This is a genomic window from Nesterenkonia aurantiaca (assembly GCF_004364585.1).
Taxonomy (GTDB): Bacteria; Actinomycetota; Actinomycetes; order Actinomycetales; family Micrococcaceae; genus Nesterenkonia; species Nesterenkonia aurantiaca.
In genome coordinates, this window is record NZ_SOAN01000004.1 from 35,221 (window position 1) to 50,838 (window position 15,618).

The 15,618-nt window shown below is 70.4% G+C and carries 12 protein-coding genes; 9 read left to right on the forward strand and 3 right to left on the reverse strand.

Annotation, left to right across the window (positions count from 1 at the left end):
- Positions 1 to 40: 40 nt before the first annotated feature.
- From EV640_RS06175 to EV640_RS06185, 3 genes are read left to right on the forward strand one after another with little or no spacing between them, the layout of a single operon-like run.
- The gene (locus tag EV640_RS06175) at positions 41 to 1,069 is read left to right on the forward strand and encodes a 3-oxoacyl-ACP synthase III (protein WP_036476295.1); all 1,029 of its coding nucleotides are present in this window, start codon (positions 41 to 43) and stop codon (positions 1,067 to 1,069) included.
- On the forward strand, positions 1,063 to 3,849 hold the full coding sequence (locus tag EV640_RS06180; RefSeq protein WP_133726100.1) for an alpha/beta fold hydrolase: 2,787 nt from the start codon (positions 1,063 to 1,065) through the stop codon (positions 3,847 to 3,849). The genes EV640_RS06175 and EV640_RS06180 overlap by 7 nt, the downstream gene beginning before the upstream one ends.
- Positions 3,846 to 4,868 (forward strand): NAD-dependent epimerase/dehydratase family protein, encoded by a 1,023-nt coding sequence (locus tag EV640_RS06185; protein ID WP_133726101.1) that lies wholly within the window; start codon positions 3,846 to 3,848, stop codon positions 4,866 to 4,868. The genes EV640_RS06180 and EV640_RS06185 overlap by 4 nt, the downstream gene beginning before the upstream one ends.
- Positions 4,869 to 4,898: 30 nt before the next feature.
- On the opposite strand, the gene EV640_RS06190 is transcribed toward EV640_RS06185, so the two are convergent.
- Positions 4,899 to 7,634, reverse strand: coding sequence for a bifunctional GNAT family N-acetyltransferase/acetate--CoA ligase family protein (locus tag EV640_RS06190; RefSeq protein ID WP_133726102.1), 2,736 nt, complete (start codon positions 7,632 to 7,634; stop codon positions 4,899 to 4,901).
- Positions 7,635 to 7,726: 92 nt separating this feature from the next.
- On the opposite strand from EV640_RS06190, the gene EV640_RS06195 reads away from it, so the two are divergent.
- The 3 genes from EV640_RS06195 (at position 7,727) to EV640_RS06205 (ending at position 11,849) form a co-directional block, all read left to right on the forward strand.
- Positions 7,727 to 10,267, forward strand: coding sequence for a DNA gyrase/topoisomerase IV subunit A (locus EV640_RS06195; RefSeq protein ID WP_036476297.1), 2,541 nt, complete (start codon positions 7,727 to 7,729; stop codon positions 10,265 to 10,267).
- 135 nt (positions 10,268 to 10,402) lie between these two features.
- A complete protein-coding gene (locus tag EV640_RS06200; protein ID WP_036476298.1) occupies positions 10,403 to 10,744 on the forward strand; it encodes a BlaI/MecI/CopY family transcriptional regulator in 342 nt (113 codons plus the stop codon).
- A 79-nt stretch (positions 10,745 to 10,823) separates the two neighbouring features.
- A complete protein-coding gene (locus tag EV640_RS06205; protein ID WP_036476299.1) occupies positions 10,824 to 11,849 on the forward strand; it encodes a M56 family metallopeptidase in 1,026 nt (341 codons plus the stop codon).
- Positions 11,850 to 11,885: 36 nt separating this feature from the next.
- Here the strand turns inward: EV640_RS06205 and EV640_RS06210 are convergent, their stop codons facing one another.
- Together EV640_RS06210 and EV640_RS06215 are read right to left on the reverse strand one after the other, a co-directional pair.
- Positions 11,886 to 12,647 (reverse strand): SDR family oxidoreductase, encoded by a 762-nt coding sequence (locus tag EV640_RS06210; protein WP_036476300.1) that lies wholly within the window; start codon positions 12,645 to 12,647, stop codon positions 11,886 to 11,888.
- A gap of 75 nt (positions 12,648 to 12,722) precedes the next feature.
- Positions 12,723 to 13,430 carry a beta-ketoacyl-ACP reductase gene (locus EV640_RS06215; protein WP_036476302.1) on the reverse strand — a complete coding sequence of 236 codons (708 nt, stop codon included), beginning with the start codon at positions 13,428 to 13,430 and terminating at the stop codon, positions 12,723 to 12,725.
- Positions 13,431 to 13,587: 157 nt separating this feature from the next.
- Here EV640_RS06215 and EV640_RS06220 point away from each other — a divergent pair, with 157 nt between their 5' ends.
- The 3 genes from EV640_RS06220 to EV640_RS06230 are packed head-to-tail and all read left to right on the forward strand — an operon-like array spanning position 13,588 to position 15,313.
- Complete coding sequence (locus EV640_RS06220; protein ID WP_084479634.1) at positions 13,588 to 14,097, forward strand: DUF3099 domain-containing protein; 510 nt, start codon at positions 13,588 to 13,590, stop codon at positions 14,095 to 14,097.
- Positions 14,097 to 14,384 carry a hypothetical protein gene (locus EV640_RS06225; RefSeq protein WP_036476303.1) on the forward strand — a complete coding sequence of 96 codons (288 nt, stop codon included), beginning with the start codon at positions 14,097 to 14,099 and terminating at the stop codon, positions 14,382 to 14,384. The genes EV640_RS06220 and EV640_RS06225 overlap by 1 nt, the downstream gene beginning before the upstream one ends.
- Positions 14,381 to 15,313, forward strand: a complete 933-nt coding sequence (locus tag EV640_RS06230; RefSeq protein WP_036476305.1) for an SURF1 family cytochrome oxidase biogenesis protein — start codon at positions 14,381 to 14,383, stop codon at positions 15,311 to 15,313. The genes EV640_RS06225 and EV640_RS06230 overlap by 4 nt, the downstream gene beginning before the upstream one ends.
- Positions 15,314 to 15,618: the final 305 nt, after the last annotated feature.

The following is a 15,618-nucleotide window of genomic DNA, read 5'->3' on the forward strand; positions in this document are numbered from 1 at the left end:
GGGATTCGCCGGTGCGCGTCACATACGGGATACTAGACCGGTGCCAGGAAACGCTACCTTTCATCACCGCAACGCCGCCCTCCTCTCCGTGAAGGAGGTACAGGCCCCGGAGGTCCTCACATCGAAGGACCTTGACCGGCGTCTGGCGGATGCGCTCAAACGACTCAAGCTGCCCACCGGGCTGCTCCAACGGGTCGCGGGGGTCAAGACTCGCCGCCACTGGTCAGGGCCAGGTGACGTTCGTGCCGGGACCGCGGAGGCCGGTCGCCGGGCGCTGGCCGCAGCCGGGATCGCGCCGGAGGACGTCTCGATGATGATCAACACCTCGGTGTCCCGTGAGCACCTGGAGCCCTCGGTGGCGGTGGGGATCCACCATGACCTCGGACTGCCCACCTCGGCGATGAACTTCGACATCACCAACGCCTGCCTGGGCTTCGTGAACGCGATCACGCTCGCGAGCTCCATGATCGACGCCGGTCAGGCCAAGTACGTCCTGATCGTCAACGGTGAGGACACGCGGAAGGTCCAGGAAGCCACCATCAACCGGATCAACTCGCTTGAGAAGATGGCCTCCCGGGAGGAGTTCATGGCGGAGTTCGCCTCGCTCACCCTGGGCTGCGGCGCCGCCGCGGCGGTGATCGGACCGGCGGACCTGCACCCCGAGGGCCACCGGATCATCGGCGGCGTCACCCGGGCCGCGACCCAGCACCACGGACTCTGCGTGGGCGACCACAACGGCATGTACACCGATGCCCGCGGTCTGCTCGACGGTGGCATCGAACTGGTCATGAACGCCCTTGAAGATGCCCGCGAGCACTTCGACTGGGACTCGATGGACACCTACGTGACCCACCAGGTGTCCCAGCTGCACACCTCCTCGATCGTGAAGGCCGCCAAGCTGGACAAGAAGCGCGTCCCGGTCACCTTCCCGGAGCTGGGCAACGTCGGACCCGCCTCGCTGCCGATCACCCTCTCGAGGGAGGCCGATCGGCTGCAGCCCGGCGACCGGGTGCTGTGCATAGGCGTCGGCTCCGGGCTCAACACCGCGATGCTGGAGATCGAATGGTGAGCCTGAGAGACCTTTCCGGGCGCTTCACGGCGATCCCGGCTGCCGGCGCGCGGCTGCCCGCCGACCACGCCCCCGGCACCAGCTTCCCCGGCCTGGACCCGGCCTGGTCCCGGCTGGTCACGGCCAAGACCGAAGACGGCGCGCGGAGCTTCCACGTGCTGGACACCGGACCGGTGCTCGAGGCCCGCGGGATCACCCCCACCGGCACGATCCTGGCGGTCCACGGCAACCCCACCTGGTCCTACCTGTGGCGCCACGTGATCGCAGGATCGCTGGAACGCGCCCGCAGCGGCGACGCCTGGCGGGTGATCGCCCCGGACCAGCTGGACATGGGCTTCTCGGACCGGCTGGCCCATCCGGTGCCGCCCGCCGCCGAGGCGCCCAGCTACCGACGGCTCCCGCAGCGCCTGGGCGATCTCGACGCGCTCATGGACGCCCTGGATGTGGACACCGGCTCCCGGCTGGTCACCCTGGGCCACGACTGGGGCGGGATCATCTCGCTGGGCTGGGCGGTGCGCCACGCCGGCCGGGTCGATGCGGCGATCTCGCTGAACACCGCGGTGGACCACCCGACGCAGGACCAGGTCCCCGCCGCGCTGCGCGCCGCGATGGCCCCGGCCGTGCTGCCCGCCGCGACCATCGCCAGCGAGGCCTTCCTGAAGGTGACGCTGGGCCTCACCGAGGATCCGCTGCCCGAGGCGGTCCGCGAGGCCTATCGGGCGCCCTACACCTCACGGCTGGGACGAGGCGGGATCGGCGGGTTCGTCGCCGACATCCCGGCCGAGGCCACCCACGTCTCCCGTGCCGCGCTGACCGAGGTCTCCTCGGGCCTGTGCTCCTGGGACAAGCCGCTGCTGCTGCTCTGGGGACCCAAGGACCCGGTCTTCCAGGACCGCTACCTGGCGGATCTGCAGTCCCGGGTGCCGCACGCGGATCTGCACCGATTCGAAGGTGCCGGACACATGCTCGCCGAAGACCGAGACCTCAGTGCCCCGATCTTCACCTGGCTCGATGACCACTTCGGCGCCGGCGCCTCGCGGGCGGCGTTGGAATCCCCCGCCCCGGCGGGCAGGGTGCTCGGCATGCATGAGCAGCTGAGCACACTCGCCGGCTCGGAGCGGCGGGCCAGCCCCGCCGTCGTCGACATGACCGCCGAGCCCGAGGCCTGGAGCAACGCCGAGGACGCCGGCACCGGAGACCGGGCGCTGAGCTGGGAAGAGCTCTCCGCCCAGGTCGACGCGCTGGCCGTGGGTCTGACCTACACCGGGGTCCGCCCCGGTGACCGGGTCTCGCTGCTGGTCCAGCCGGGCGCCTCGCTGACCGTGATTCTCTACGCCTGCCTGCGCCTGGGTGCGGTGGCCGTGGTCGCCGACGCCGGGCTGGGGGTGCGCGGGATGACCCGCGCCGTGCGCGCCGCCCGGCCCGACTGGGTCATCGGTGCCCTGCCCGGGCTCACCCTGGCGCGCAGCCTCGGCTGGCCCGGCAGACGGATCAGCGCCCAGGCGCTCTCGGCGCGCCAGGCCCGGCTGCTGGGCACCGTCGCCTCGGTGGAATCGCTGCTGAGCCGCCACGAGGGTGCCTCTCCGGACCAGGTGGCGACACCCGGCGCGGAGGACCCCGCGGCGATCCTGTTCACCTCCGGCTCCACCGGACCGGCCAAGGGCGTCATGTACACCCACGGACGGCTCGGCGCCCTGGTGGCGCTGCTGGTGGAGCACCTCGAGATTCGCCCCGGCGCCTCGCTGATCGCCGGCTTCGCGCCCTTCGCGCTGCTGGGACCGGCCATCGGCGCCACCTCGGTGACCCCTGACATGTCGGTGACCCGTCCGGCCACGCTCACCGCCGCGGCCGTGGCCGATGCCGCGCTGGCTGGCAGCGCCACCATGTTCTTCGGCTCCCCGGCCGCGCTGCGCAATGTCGTGGCCACCACGGGCGAGCTGAGCGAGCTGCAGCGCCGGGGACTCTCCGAGATCACGCTGGTGCTCTCCGCCGGAGCCCCGGTGCACCCGGACCTGCTGGACGCGGTCCAGGAGATCTTCCCGGGTGCGCAGATCCACACCCCCTATGGCATGACCGAGGGCCTGCTGCAGGCCGACATCGAGCGCCGCCAGGTGATCGAGGCGGTCGCCACCGGCCAGTCCGGGGTCTGCGTGGGCACCGCGGTCGCGGGCGTCCGCTTCGCACTGGCCCCGCTGGACGGGCTGGGACGGCCCGCAGAGGAGCTGCGCGAACCCGCCGAGGCGGTCGGTGTGCTGGGCGAGATCGTGGTCTCCGCGGCGCACCTGAAGGCCGGATATGACCGGCTCTGGCAGACCGAGCGGACCTCCCGCCGGGACACCCTTGACGGGCTGATCTGGCACCGGACCAATGACATCGGACACTTCGACGCCGAGAACCGGCTCTGGATCGAGGGTCGGCTGCAGCATGTGCTGAGCACACCCGCCGGGCCGATGGGCCCGGGCGCCGTGGAGACACCGGTGGATGCGCTCGAAGAGGTGGCCCGCAGCGCCGCGGTGCCGGTGGGGCCCCAGGGCACCCAGGCCGTGGTGGTGATCGTGGAACCGGCCCCGGATCGCAGCCTGCGCACCGGGCGCTCCCCGGTGGCCGAGACCAGCTTCGCCTCCCGGGTCCGTGAGGCCGCCGGCGAGGTCCCGGTCTCTGCTGTGCTGGTGCTCGAGGAGCTGCCCACCGACGTGCGGCACAACTCCAAGATCGACCGCACCCGACTGGCCGCCTGGGCCGAGAAGGTGCTCTCCGGCGAGAAGGTGGGCGCCCCATGAGCCGGTTGATCGAACCCGGCGCCCGGGTGCTGGTCACCGGCGCCTCCGGGCTGCTGGGCGGCAGCGTCGCACAACGGCTGGCGGAGCAGGGCTACCAGGTCACGGTGCTCCAGCGCGGCGCCTCCGGGCTGCAGGGCGTGCACGAGGTGCGCGGCTCGCTCAGCGACCCCGCAGCGCTGGCCCGGGCGGTGAAGGACCAGGACGCGGTGATCCATATGGCCGCGAAGGTCTCGGTCTCGGGCCGGCATGAGGACTTCCTGGAGGTCAATGTGCGCGGCACCCAGCGGCTGCTCGACGCCGCAGCGGCGGCGGGTGTGACCGATTTCCTCCACGTCTCCTCCCCCTCGGTGGCCCACGCCGGGGCCTCGCTCATCGGCGTCGGCGCCGGGACGGCAGATCCGCAGCACGCCGTCGGCAGCTACGCCAAGACCAAGGCCGAGGCCGAGCTCCTCGTCGAGGCCCGCGGAGCGGCGGATCTCAACGTGCTGATCCTGCGTCCGCACCTGGTCTGGGGCCCCGGGGACGGGCAGCTCACCAGCCGGATCATCGACCGCGCCCGCTCCGGACGGATGCCGATCCTGGGCTCCGGCGCCGCGCTGGTGGATACGCTCTACATCGACAACGCCGTGGACGCCTTCGTCGCCGGGCTGCGCCGGCTTCCGCAGATCGCCGGGAGGCGCCTGGTGCTCACCAATGGCGAACCCCGCCCGATCGGTGAGCTGATCACCGGGATCGCCGCCGCCGGCGGGGCCCCCGCGCCCCGGCTGCGACTGTCCCCCGGGCTCGCCAAGGGCCTCGGCGCCGTCGTCGAACGCGTCTGGGCGCTCAGCGAGAAGCTCGCCGGCCCGCGCGCCGACGAGCCCCCGATGACGAAGTTCCTCGCCGAGCAGCTCTCCACCGCGCATTGGTTCGACCAGCGCAAGACCCAGCGTGCCCTGGACTGGACCCCGCGGGTGAGCCTGGACCAGGGTCTGGCGCTGCTGCGCGAGCATATCCAAGCCACCGGAAGCGTCCGCTGACCCGCCCCTCCTGGGCACAGCAGGAGCGGGTCAGTAGCGACTGATCGCCCGGCGGGCCGAGTCGGTGCGCTGTTCCGGGTTGGCGATCTCGATCGCGGCGTGCAACACCTGCACACCCTCCGGGGAGGCCAGCACCGGGGTCAGCTCCAGGGAGGCCACCTGCGGGTGGTTGTCCTTCAGCGTCGCCACCCGCTGCAGCGTGTCCTCCAGTGCCGCGATGTCCACCGCGGGCACGCCCTTATAGCCGAAGAGCCGCTTCGCCGCGCGGGGCCGGCGCAGCAGCCCGCGCACGTCCTGGTCGGTCAGCGGCGGCACCGCATGCGCCCAGTCGTCGAGCAGCTCCACCGCGTCCCCGGAGAGCCCGAAGGAGACCACCGGACCCATCAGCGGGTCTTCGATCGCGCGGATCACGCAGCCCTGCCCGGTCGGCGCCATGGACTGCAGCTCCAGACCCGCCGGCTCATAGTCGGCCAGCGCCCGGCGCATCTCGCCGATCGCCCGGCGCAGCGCCTCGGGATCCTCGATGTTCAGCTGCACCCCGCCGAGGTCCAGGCGGTGGCGCAGATAGGTGTTCGTGGACTTCACCGCCACCGGATAGCCCAGCGTCTGTGCGGCGGCCAGCGCCTCGTCCTCGGTGGAGAAGGCCACCGAGCGCAGCATCGAGAGCCCGTAGACCTCCAGCAGCTCGGCGCAGCGCTCGGGCTCGAGCTGGCGCAGCGTCGCACCCTCGAGGCCCTGGAGCCAGCCGTCGAGCAGCTCGTCGCCGCGCCGGGAGACCGTGGTGCCCTCCAGGCCGGCCGGGACATAGGGCTCCCCGATGCCCTGCGAGCGCCATCGCTGATAGCGCACGATCTTCGCCAGCGCGGTCAGTGAGCGCTCCGGGGAGGAGAACACCGGGAACCCCTGCTGCAGCGACCCCTTCTCGATCACCGGCGCCGCGTTGCCGATGTGGTTCAGCGGCACGCTGGTGTCGAGCACCCCGATCCAGGAGGCGACCATCGGCTTGGTGTGCTGGCGCGCGGTCTGCGAGATCAGCCGGCTGTGGTCATAGTGCTCCCCGGTGACCGCCGGCTGCAGGCACAGTGCCACGGCGTCGACGTCCTCGGCGGTGAACAGCTCCTGCAGCGCTCCGGCCAGCGCGGCGTCGGCCTCGGCGCGCGGAAGATCGAGGTCCAGATCCCCGACGACGTGGGTCGCGGTGAGGTCCAGGGTGCCGGCGGTGTCCGCCAGGATCCGGCTCATCGAGGGCGAGTTCGAGAGGATCCCGACCCGCCCGCCGCCGGGCAGCGGCTGGGTGGCGAGCACCTGCAGCACGTCCATGAGCGAATCGTGGTTGCCCACCTGGATCACCCCGGAGTGCTCCAACATCGAGTCCACCGCGCCCATCGGCGCCCGGGTGGTGCGGACCTCATGGCCGGGGGGCAGACTGCGCCCCATCACGTCGGACTTCGCCACGACCACCGGCTTGGTGCGCGAGAGCCGGCGCGCGATCCGGGAGAACTTGCGCGGGTTGCCGAAGCTCTCCAGATAGACCCCGACGGCGCGGGTCGAGTCGTCGTCCTCGAAGTACTGCATCGCGTCATTGCCGGAGAGGTCTGCGCGGTTGCCCGCGGAGATCACCGAGGACAGTCCCAGCTCGCGCCGGTTGGCCTGGGCGAAGAGCGAGACCCCGATCGAGGCGGACTGGCTGAACAGTCCCACCCCGCCGCGAAGCGGCATGGTCGGCGAGAGGGAGGCGTTCAACGAGACGTCCGGGTCGGTGTTGAGCAGCCCGACCGAGGCCGGACCGATCACCCGCATCCCCCAGCGCCGGGCCAGGCGGACCAGCTCCCGCTGATCCAGCCGCTGGTGGTCCGCCGCCTCGGAGTCCCGGCCCAGATCAGGAGCGGTGATCACCAGGATCCCCTTGACCCCGTTGCGTCCGCAGTCCGCCACCACCTCGCTGAGGCGCTCGGGCGGCACCGCGACGACGGCGAGGTCCACCACCTGCTTGATGTGTGCCAGCGAGGCATAGGCCTCCACCCCGCCGACCTCGAAGGCCTCCGGATTCACCGAGTGCACTCCCCCGGTGAAGTGGCCCTCGATCAGGTTCTGCACCAGGTGGTAGCCCACCGAGCCGTATTCGCGCGAGGCCCCGATCACTGCGACCTGTTCCGGCGCGAGCAGCTCGGCGATGCTGCGGGACTCGGCGCGGTGCTCGCGAGCCTCCATCACCGCCCGGGAGCGCTCGGTGGGGTCGATGGGGAACTCCACCATCACCACGCCGTCCTCGAAGCTGCGCTGGGTCTCGTAGCCGGCCTCGGAGAAGACCCCGAGCATCTTGCGGTTCTCCGGCAGCACCTCGGCGGAGAACCGCTCGAGTCCGCGCTCGCGTCCGGCTGCGGCCAGATGCTCCAGCAGGATCGAGCCGAGTCCGCGGCCCTGGTGGCGGTCGGAGATGTTGAACGAGACCTCGGCCTCCCCGGTGCCATCGATCCGGTCATAGCCGCCCACCCCGATGATCTCATCGTCGAGCAGGATCACCATCGCCACCCGGTCGACGTGGTCCACGCGGGTGAACCGGGCGAGCTCCTTCTCGGTCAGCGCAGACTTGAACGTGAAATATCGCAGGTAGATCGAGGACTCTGACTGGGAGGAATGCAGGCGCTGCAGCCGCTCCGCGTCCTCCGGGTTGATCGGGCGCAGATGGGCTGCGGCCCCATCGCGCAGCACGACATCAGCTTCCCAGTGGGCCGGATATCCGCCGGTTCGGGGTGTCTCACCCATAGGATCAAGACTAACCACCCTCGCCCGGAGATGGATACCCACCCTCCGAGCTGCACCTGATCACCGAGAGATACAGGACCAGCACCCTCGCTATGGCCCGCCGTTCCAAGAGCGCCGAGAACCCCCCGGTCACCCCGGAGCAGAACATCATCGACATCGACGTCTCCGCGGAGATGGAGACCTCCTTCCTGGAGTACGCGTATTCGGTGATCTATTCGCGCGCCCTGCCGGACGCCCGGGACGGTCTGAAGCCGGTGCAGCGCCGGATCCTCTACATGATGTCCGATATGGGCCTGCGCCCGGAGAAGGGCCATGTGAAGTCGGCGCGGGTGGTCGGCGAGGTGATGGGCAAGCTGCACCCGCACGGCGACGCCGCGATCTATGACGCGCTGGTGCGCATGGCCCAGCCCTTCGCGCTGCGTCTGCCGCTGGTGGACGGGCACGGCAACTTCGGCTCGCTCGACGACGGGCCCGCCGCCCCGCGCTACACCGAGGCCCGGATGACCGCCCCGGCGCTGTCGATGACCGCGGACCTCGACGAGGACGTCGTGGACTTCGAGCCCAACTACGACAACCAGCTCACCCAGCCCGGCGTGCTGCCCAGCGCCTTCCCCAACCTGTTGGTCAACGGGGCCTCCGGCATCGCGGTGGGCATGGCCACGAACATGCCGCCGCACAACATGCGCGAGGTGATCAATGGGGCCAAGCACCTGATCCTGCACCCGGAGTCCACCCTCGAGGACCTGATCCATCACATCCCCGGCCCCGACCTGCCCTCCGGCGGGCGGATCGTGGGACTCGAGGGGATCAGGGATGCCTACCGCACCGGCCGCGGCACCTTCAAGACCCGGGCGAAGGTCTCCATCGAGCAGGTCTCGGCCCGCAAGACCGGGATCGTGGTGACCCAGCTGCCCTATATGGTCGGCCCGGAGAAGGTCATCGAGAAGATCAAGGACGCGGTTCAGGCCAAGAAGCTCACCGGCATCTCTGACGTCCTGGATCTCACCGACCGCAAGCACGGGCTGCGGATGATCATCGAGCTCAAGGCGGGCTTCAACCCGCAGGCGGTGCTCGGCCAGCTCTACCGGTACACCCCGCTGGAGGACTCCTTCGGGATCAACAATGTCGCGCTGGTCAACGGGCAGCCGCGCACCTTGGGCCTGCTGGAGATGCTGCAGGTCTATGTCGACCACCGGCTCGACGTGGTGCGCCGGCGCAGCGCCTACCGGCTGCGCAAGCGCCAGGCCCGGCTGCACCTGGTCGAGGGGCTGCTCATCGCGATCCTCGACATCGACGAGGTGATCCAGATCATCCGCGCCGCCGAGGACACCGCGGCTGCCCGGGCCCGACTGATGACGATCTTCGACCTGAGCCAGGCCCAGGCCGATCACATCCTCGAGCTGCGCCTGCGCCAGCTCACCCGCTACTCCGCCCTGGAGCTGGAGCAGGAGAAGGAGCGCCTGGAGGCGGAGATCGCCGAGCTCGAGGCGATCCTCGGCTCGGAAGACCGGCTGCGCGGCCTGGTCGCCGCGGAGCTCGATGAGGTGGCCGCGAAGTACGGCGATGACCGGCGCACCGAGCTGCTCGACGCCGAGGCCGCACCGGCGGTGGCCGTGCAGCCAGACCCCGCCGCACCCGCCGCCGGGTCCAGCCTGCAGATCCCCGACGCGCCCTGCTGGGCGGTGCTCTCCAGCTCGGGTCAGCTGGCTCGGACCACCAACCGCTCCAGCGTGGTCCACCCCACCCGGCGCGCCCGCCATGATGCGCTGACCTCCGTGGTGCCCACCAGCGCTCGCGGCGAGATCGGCGCGGTCACCACGGCCGGGCGGATGATCCGGGTCCCCGTGGTGGACATGCCCGCCGTGGAGATGTCCTCCGGGATGGTCAATCTCAACCAGGGCGTGAAGGCCAAGGAGTTCCTGCACCTGGAGAAGGCCGAGGAGCTCCTGGCGTTCGTGCCCCTGGATGCGGTGATCGCCCTGGGCACCGCGCAGGGCCGGGTCAAACGGGTGAACCCGGACTATCCGTTGAACCGCGACGACTGGGAGGTGATCTCGCTCAAGGGTGAGGGCCGCGCCCAGGACCGGGTCATCGGGGCCGCCGTGGCCGCCGACGACGCCGACCAGCTCTGCTTCATCACCGCCGGCGCGCAGCTGCTGCGCTTCGAGGCCGCGCTGGTCCGGGCCCAGGGGCGCACCGCGTCCGGGATGCTCGGGATCAAGCTGGCTCCTGAGGACACTGTGATCGGCTTCTCGGTGGTCCCCGCCGCTGGAGCACCGGAGGACGCCGAGGGAAGCACCTCGGCGCTGGTGGTGACCCTCGCCGCCGGGGACACCCCGCTGGAGGGCTTCGAGGCCGGCAGCATCAAGCTCACCGACTTCGCCGAGTTCCCCGCCAAGGGTCGCGGCACCGCCGGGGTGCGGGCTCACCGGTTCATGCGCGGAGAAGACCATCTGAAGCTGGGCTGGGCCGGGTTCGGGCCGGCCCTGGGGGCCGCGCGCAACGGCGTCGCACGGAATCTTCCCTCCGAGATGGTGCGCCGCGACGGGTCTGGGATCCCACTGGAACGCGGAGTGGACGCGGTCGCGCCCAGCCCCGAGGCTCTTGCCGCCGCGGCGGTCGCGGCCACATGACACACCATTACTACAGCGTGTAGAAATCGACGGTCCGCAGGAGTATCCTGTTGACATCACCTGACTGAGAAGACGCTTTGGTTCCCGCTCTCACCAGGATTGTCGACGTGTCACCGCGATAAGGAGCACCTGCAGATGGCCACTCTCGGAGGACTCGAGCGCTCAGTCATGAGCCTGCTCTGGGACGGCGGCGAGTCGCTCAGCGCCAATGATGTGCGCGACCGGCTCGGCGAGGACCTGGCCGTGACCACGGTGCTGACCGTGCTCTCCCGCCTGGAGCGCAAGGACATGGTCCGGCGTGAACGCTCCACCCGCCCGCACCGCTACACGGCCGTGGCCTCCCGTGAGGAGCACACCGTGGAGATGCTCAACGAGGTGCTGGGCACTGCGGGAGACCGCGAGGCAGTGCTCGCCCGGTTCATCGGGGGCATCCCCGACTCCGAGGCCGCGGCGCTGCGCCGGCTGCTGCAGAAATAGCCGCGACGGCGGAGGATCCCCGCGCCCGATGCGCATGCACCGTCCGAAGGCCCGACGCCTCGCAGACTAAACTGAGCCGGTGACCTTTCTCGCCGTCTGCCTCGCCGCGCTGGCCCTCGCCCTGGCGGTCCCGGTGCCCCGGGTGCTCAGCCAGGCGAAGTTCCGCGCCCGCTCCCCCTGGGCGGCGATGCTGCTGTGGCAGGCCATCGCCCTGGCCGGCGGGCTCTCCATGGTGGGCGCCCCGATCGTCTACGGCCTGGGCCCCTTCGGAGAGTCGGTGCCGGGCGCGGCCTTGCACGTGCTGCGCCTCTCGGCCGCGGCCGACTTCGCCGCGCTGACCGAGCTCGACGTGCACGCCGGTCATATCTTCGCGCTGTGCCTGGGAGTGCTGCTGGGATGCCACCTGCTGGCCACGCTGCTGCTGACCTACGTGCGGGTCCTGGGCCAGCGCCGGCGGCACCGCGATGTGGTCCGGCTGCTCTCGACTCCGGTCCAGGGCGACCAGGCGGCCACCCTGGGACGGCACCTGAACCTCTCTCCGGAGCTGCTCCACGCCCACGTCCTGGAACATGACGCGCCGCTGGCCTACTGCCTGCCCGGCCGGACCAACTCCGGCTCGGTCACGGTGCTCTCCCGGGGCCTGCTGGATCAGCTCTCCGAGGGCGAGCTCGCCGCCGTCGTCGCGCACGAGCAGACGCATCTGCAGCAGCGACATCACTTCCTGACCATGGCGTTCGAGGCCTGGTACCGCGCGCTGCCCTGGCTGCCGACCACTCGGCACGGGCGTGCCGCGGTCACCGAGCTCACCGAGATGCTGGCCGACGACGGCGCCCTGCGCGCCCATCGACGTGAGGACCTGGTGCGCGCCCTGGCCCTGAGCTCCTCCGGACTGGAACACCGCGACGTGCGCCGCGAGGCGACGGTCGATGAGACGTTCACCGGGGATCCCGCCGTGCAGGAACAGTCCGAGCTGATCACCACGGCGCGGCTGCGCAGGCTGCTGGTCCCGCCCGAGCCGCTGGGCCGGGCCGCGCTGGGCGGCATCGTGGGAATCGTGGCGGCACTGATCCTGGTGCCCACCGCCGCGCTGCTGCTGGGGCCGTGACCGCTCGTCGCCCGGGCCGTTCAGCCCGCGCAGTGTTCAGCCGTTGGCCGCCAGGAAGTCCTCCGCACCGCCGACCAGTTCGGTGTGCCCCTGCGCGAGGTCCTTGCGCCCGATGAGCGCCGCGATCTCCACCGCGAACTCCTCCACGCTGTAGAGCCGTCCGGCGGCCTCGCGGCGGGTTTCCAGGGCGCCGGGCTCGGCACGCTCGAGCAGGGTCGCGGTGATGGTGCCCTCGATCATGTCTCCGGAGACGATGCTCAGCGTGATGTCCTTGGCGTCGAGCTCAGGGATCAGCTCCAGCAGCGCGTCCTCTCCCGCCCGCTTGGAACGCGCCACCGGCTCATAGGCGTCCATCGTGGCGGTCTGCTTGATGAAATGCGCCTGGTGGCTGGTCACGAAGACGATCTGGGAGCCTGCCGGCATCACCTCGATCGCGGTGCGCACCATCTGCACCTGAGCGTCGCGGTTGAGCTTCAGCGCGTAGTCCTCACCTCGGCCGGATTCCATGCCGCCGGAGGCGTTGAGCACCAGCAGGTTCAGTGCACCGAAGTTCTCCACCGCCGCGTCCACCAGCGCCTGGGCCCCGGCGGCCTCGGTAAGGTCGGCGCCCACGGCCACCGCGCGTCCACCGGATTCCTCGATCCCCGCGACGACCTTCTTGGCGCGGGGGGCCTTCTGCCGGTAGTTGACCACGACGCCGGCGCCGCGAGCCCCGACCAGGGCCGCGGTGGCGGCACCGATGCCGCGCGATGAACCGGTGATGATGGCGCCGATGCCGGCGAGATCCTGCTCTGTCATGACTGTGTCCTCAGTTCTGCTGGTACGTGATGTTTGCTGGGGTGCGCGCCGCGACGGCCCGCGCGATGGTCGGGCTCAGTGGCCCATGCCCAGGCCGCCGTCGACCGGGATGACGGCGCCGGAGATGTAGCCGGCCTCTGCGGAGGCGAGCCAGCGCACCACCGAGGCCACCTCGGTGGGCTCTGCGAAGCGTCCTGCGGGGATGTTCTGCAGGTATTTGGCCTGGGTGGCGTCATCCAGCTCGTCGGTCATATCGGAGCGTACGAACCCCGGGGCGACGACATTGGCGGTGATCCCGCGGCTGCCGAGCTCTCGGGTCAGTGAGCGGGCCATGCCGATCAGACCAGACTTCGAGGAGGCATAGTTGATCTGTCCCGGAGAGCCGTAGAGCCCGACCACCGAGGAGATCAGCACGACCCGGCCCTTCTTCATCCGGATCATGCCCTTGGAGGCGCGCTTGAGCACCCGGAAGGCTCCGGTGAGGTTGGTGTCGAGCACATCGGTGAAGTCCTCCTCGCTCATCCGCATCAGCAGGGTGTCGCGGGTGATCCCGGCGTTGGCGACCAGGATCTCCACCGGCCCGTGGGCCTGCTCGACCTCGGTGAAGGCGGCGTCCACCGAGGCCGCGTCGGTGACGTCGGCGGCGACGCCGAGCGCACCTTCAGGGGCGTCTCCGTTGCGCGTGGTGACGGCGACCTTGTCCCCGTTGGCGATGAACGCCTCGGCGATGGCGCGGCCGATGCCGCGATTTCCACCGGTGATCAGTACGCTGCGTGCGGTCATGAGTCTCCTTGTTACGTCTCTGCGGCCGATCCGGCGCACCCTCGTGAGGTCCCGCCCACGGCCCGGTAGGGCTTCTCGGCCCAGCCTATGCCAGCGGCTATGTGACCGTCGCGTCACATCGCCGTCGGGCACCAGGTTGGCACCCTAGAATGGACCGGTGAGCGACCAGGTCCACTCGATCACTGATGCTCCTCAGAAGCACAGTGACGAGCAGCACTCAAGGATGGTGCGCTATGCGGTGTCTATGGGCATCCGTATGGTGTGTTTCATCCTTGCGGTGATCCTGCAGAACTGGATGACCTGGGTGCTGCTGGCCGCCGCGGTGATCCTGCCCTATGTCGCAGTCACCACCGCCAATGTCGGTGCCGACCGCTACATGGGGCGTCGGGAGTCCGAGGACCTGGACACCCCCGCGATGCTGGCCACCGCCCATGAACAGGGCGAGCCAGACGCTGACCAGCAGTGGTGGGAGGAGGAAGAGGAAGAATCTGACTCCGAGAATGGCTTCTCCAACGGGGTCTCCGAGTCCGAGGTGATCCCCGGCGAGCTGGTAGGTCCCGAGGACCCGACCGATGCGGATCCGGCGACCAGCGACGACGCCCAGCCGCAGCCGCAGCCGCAGGACGGATCGAACCAGCCCCTCGATGATCAGGACATGCACCGCTGATGGACCTCTTGAACACTCTGGGCGGCGCCGGCGCGCAGCCCGGACCGCAGACTCCACAGTGCTCGCGCAAGGACTGTCGGCTCGACGCGACCTGGCAGGTGCTGTGGAACAACCCGAAGGTCCATACGCCCGAACGGCGCAAGATCTGGCTGGCCTGCGAGGAGCACCGGCCCTGGCTGGAGAACTACCTGACTCAGCGGCTGTTCTGGCGCAGCACCGAACCGCTCGACGCCGGCCCTTCCGGCCCCGGCGGCACCTCCGATGAGCCGCAGCAGGCGGACCCGTGAGGCGCTACCGGTTCCTGCTGACCCCCACCTGGCTGGGCTGGCTGGGCATCTGCGTGCTCTTCGCGGTGGCCTGCGTGTTCCTGGGTCAGTGGCAGATCGACCGCCGCGAGGTCGCGCTGGAGGAGATCAACCGGATCGTGGAGAACTACGACCAGGACCCGATCCCCTACGCCGAGGCCCGGGAGCTCTTCGAGGCCGCCGATGAGCAGGATGAGTGGACCGTCGTGGAGCTCAGCGGCGAGTACCTGACCCAGGATTCCCGGCTGGTCCGCAACCGTGGACACAGCGGCTCGGTGGGCTACGAGTCGGTGGTCCCCTTCGCGGTGACAGGCACCGAGGACGTGGTGGTCATCGACCGCGGCTGGCTTCCCACCGACAGCACCGACGGATCCCAGCCCGCGCTGAACCCGGCTCCGCCCGAGGGCGAGGTGGACCTGGTGGCCCGGATCCGGCCCGCCGAGCCGGAGATCAACCGCGGCGCACCCGAGGGTCAGCTGGCCTCGATCGACCTCATCGAGTACCAGGACCAGCTCGGCTACGACCTGCTGACCGGTGGCTATGGGCTCATGGCCGAGGAATCTCCGGCGCCGGAGATCGCGCCCCGGCAGCTCATCCGGCCCTCCCAGGATGAGGGCCCACACCTGTCGTACTCGATGCAGTGGATCACCTTCGGGCTGCTCGGCTTCATCGGCTGGGGCTACGCGGCCCGGATCCATGCCCGCAACCGGGACTACGAGCAGGCCGAGGCGCTGATCTCGGGAGAGCCACACCATGCCGCAGGCCAAGACGGGGCTCCGGTGCACGCGGCCTCCTCGGCCCCTGCCCAGGACAGGATCCGCGAGGCCAAGCGCCGAGCGCGGATCAAGACCGGCAAGCTCTCCGATGAGGACCTCGAAGACGCCTGGGTGGACCAGCGGCTGCACCGCTGAGCATCACCCTGCGGGTGGGCACTCGTCCTGGGCACAGGACTCAACCTGCCGCCAGAGGCCGTCCCCGGCCCCGCCCCGAGGACTTCCAGCGCGCACATGAGCCAGCTACGGTGCTCTCCGCCCGGTTCGAGTCTCCCCGCTGCCTGATGAACCACCGCGGAGAGGCGTAAGCTCCCCGATTCGAGACTCCACTCCGAGGCCAGCGTGGACTCCAGCAGCAGACGACGACCGCGCGGGCCGCCCAGCAGCGAGTCAGGTGTCAGGGCGATCCGGCGAGCCTCGCCTCAGCACCGGCCCGCCCTGCA

Coding starts and splice junctions, on each gene's coding strand:
- EV640_RS06180 (WP_133726100.1), top strand. CDS start 1,063: ATGGTGAGCCTGAGAGACCTTTCCGGGCGCTTCACGGCGATCCCGGCT.
- EV640_RS06185 (WP_133726101.1), top strand. CDS start 3,846: ATGAGCCGGTTGATCGAACCCGGCGCCCGGGTGCTGGTCACCGGCGCC.
- EV640_RS06190 (WP_133726102.1), bottom strand. CDS start 7,634: ATGGGTGAGACACCCCGAACCGGCGGATATCCGGCCCACTGGGAAGCT.
- EV640_RS06195 (WP_036476297.1), top strand. CDS start 7,727: ATGGCCCGCCGTTCCAAGAGCGCCGAGAACCCCCCGGTCACCCCGGAG.
- EV640_RS06200 (WP_036476298.1), top strand. CDS start 10,403: ATGGCCACTCTCGGAGGACTCGAGCGCTCAGTCATGAGCCTGCTCTGG.
- EV640_RS06210 (WP_036476300.1), bottom strand. CDS start 12,647: ATGACAGAGCAGGATCTCGCCGGCATCGGCGCCATCATCACCGGTTCA.
- EV640_RS06215 (WP_036476302.1), bottom strand. CDS start 13,430: ATGACCGCACGCAGCGTACTGATCACCGGTGGAAATCGCGGCATCGGC.
- EV640_RS06225 (WP_036476303.1), top strand. CDS start 14,097: ATGGACCTCTTGAACACTCTGGGCGGCGCCGGCGCGCAGCCCGGACCG.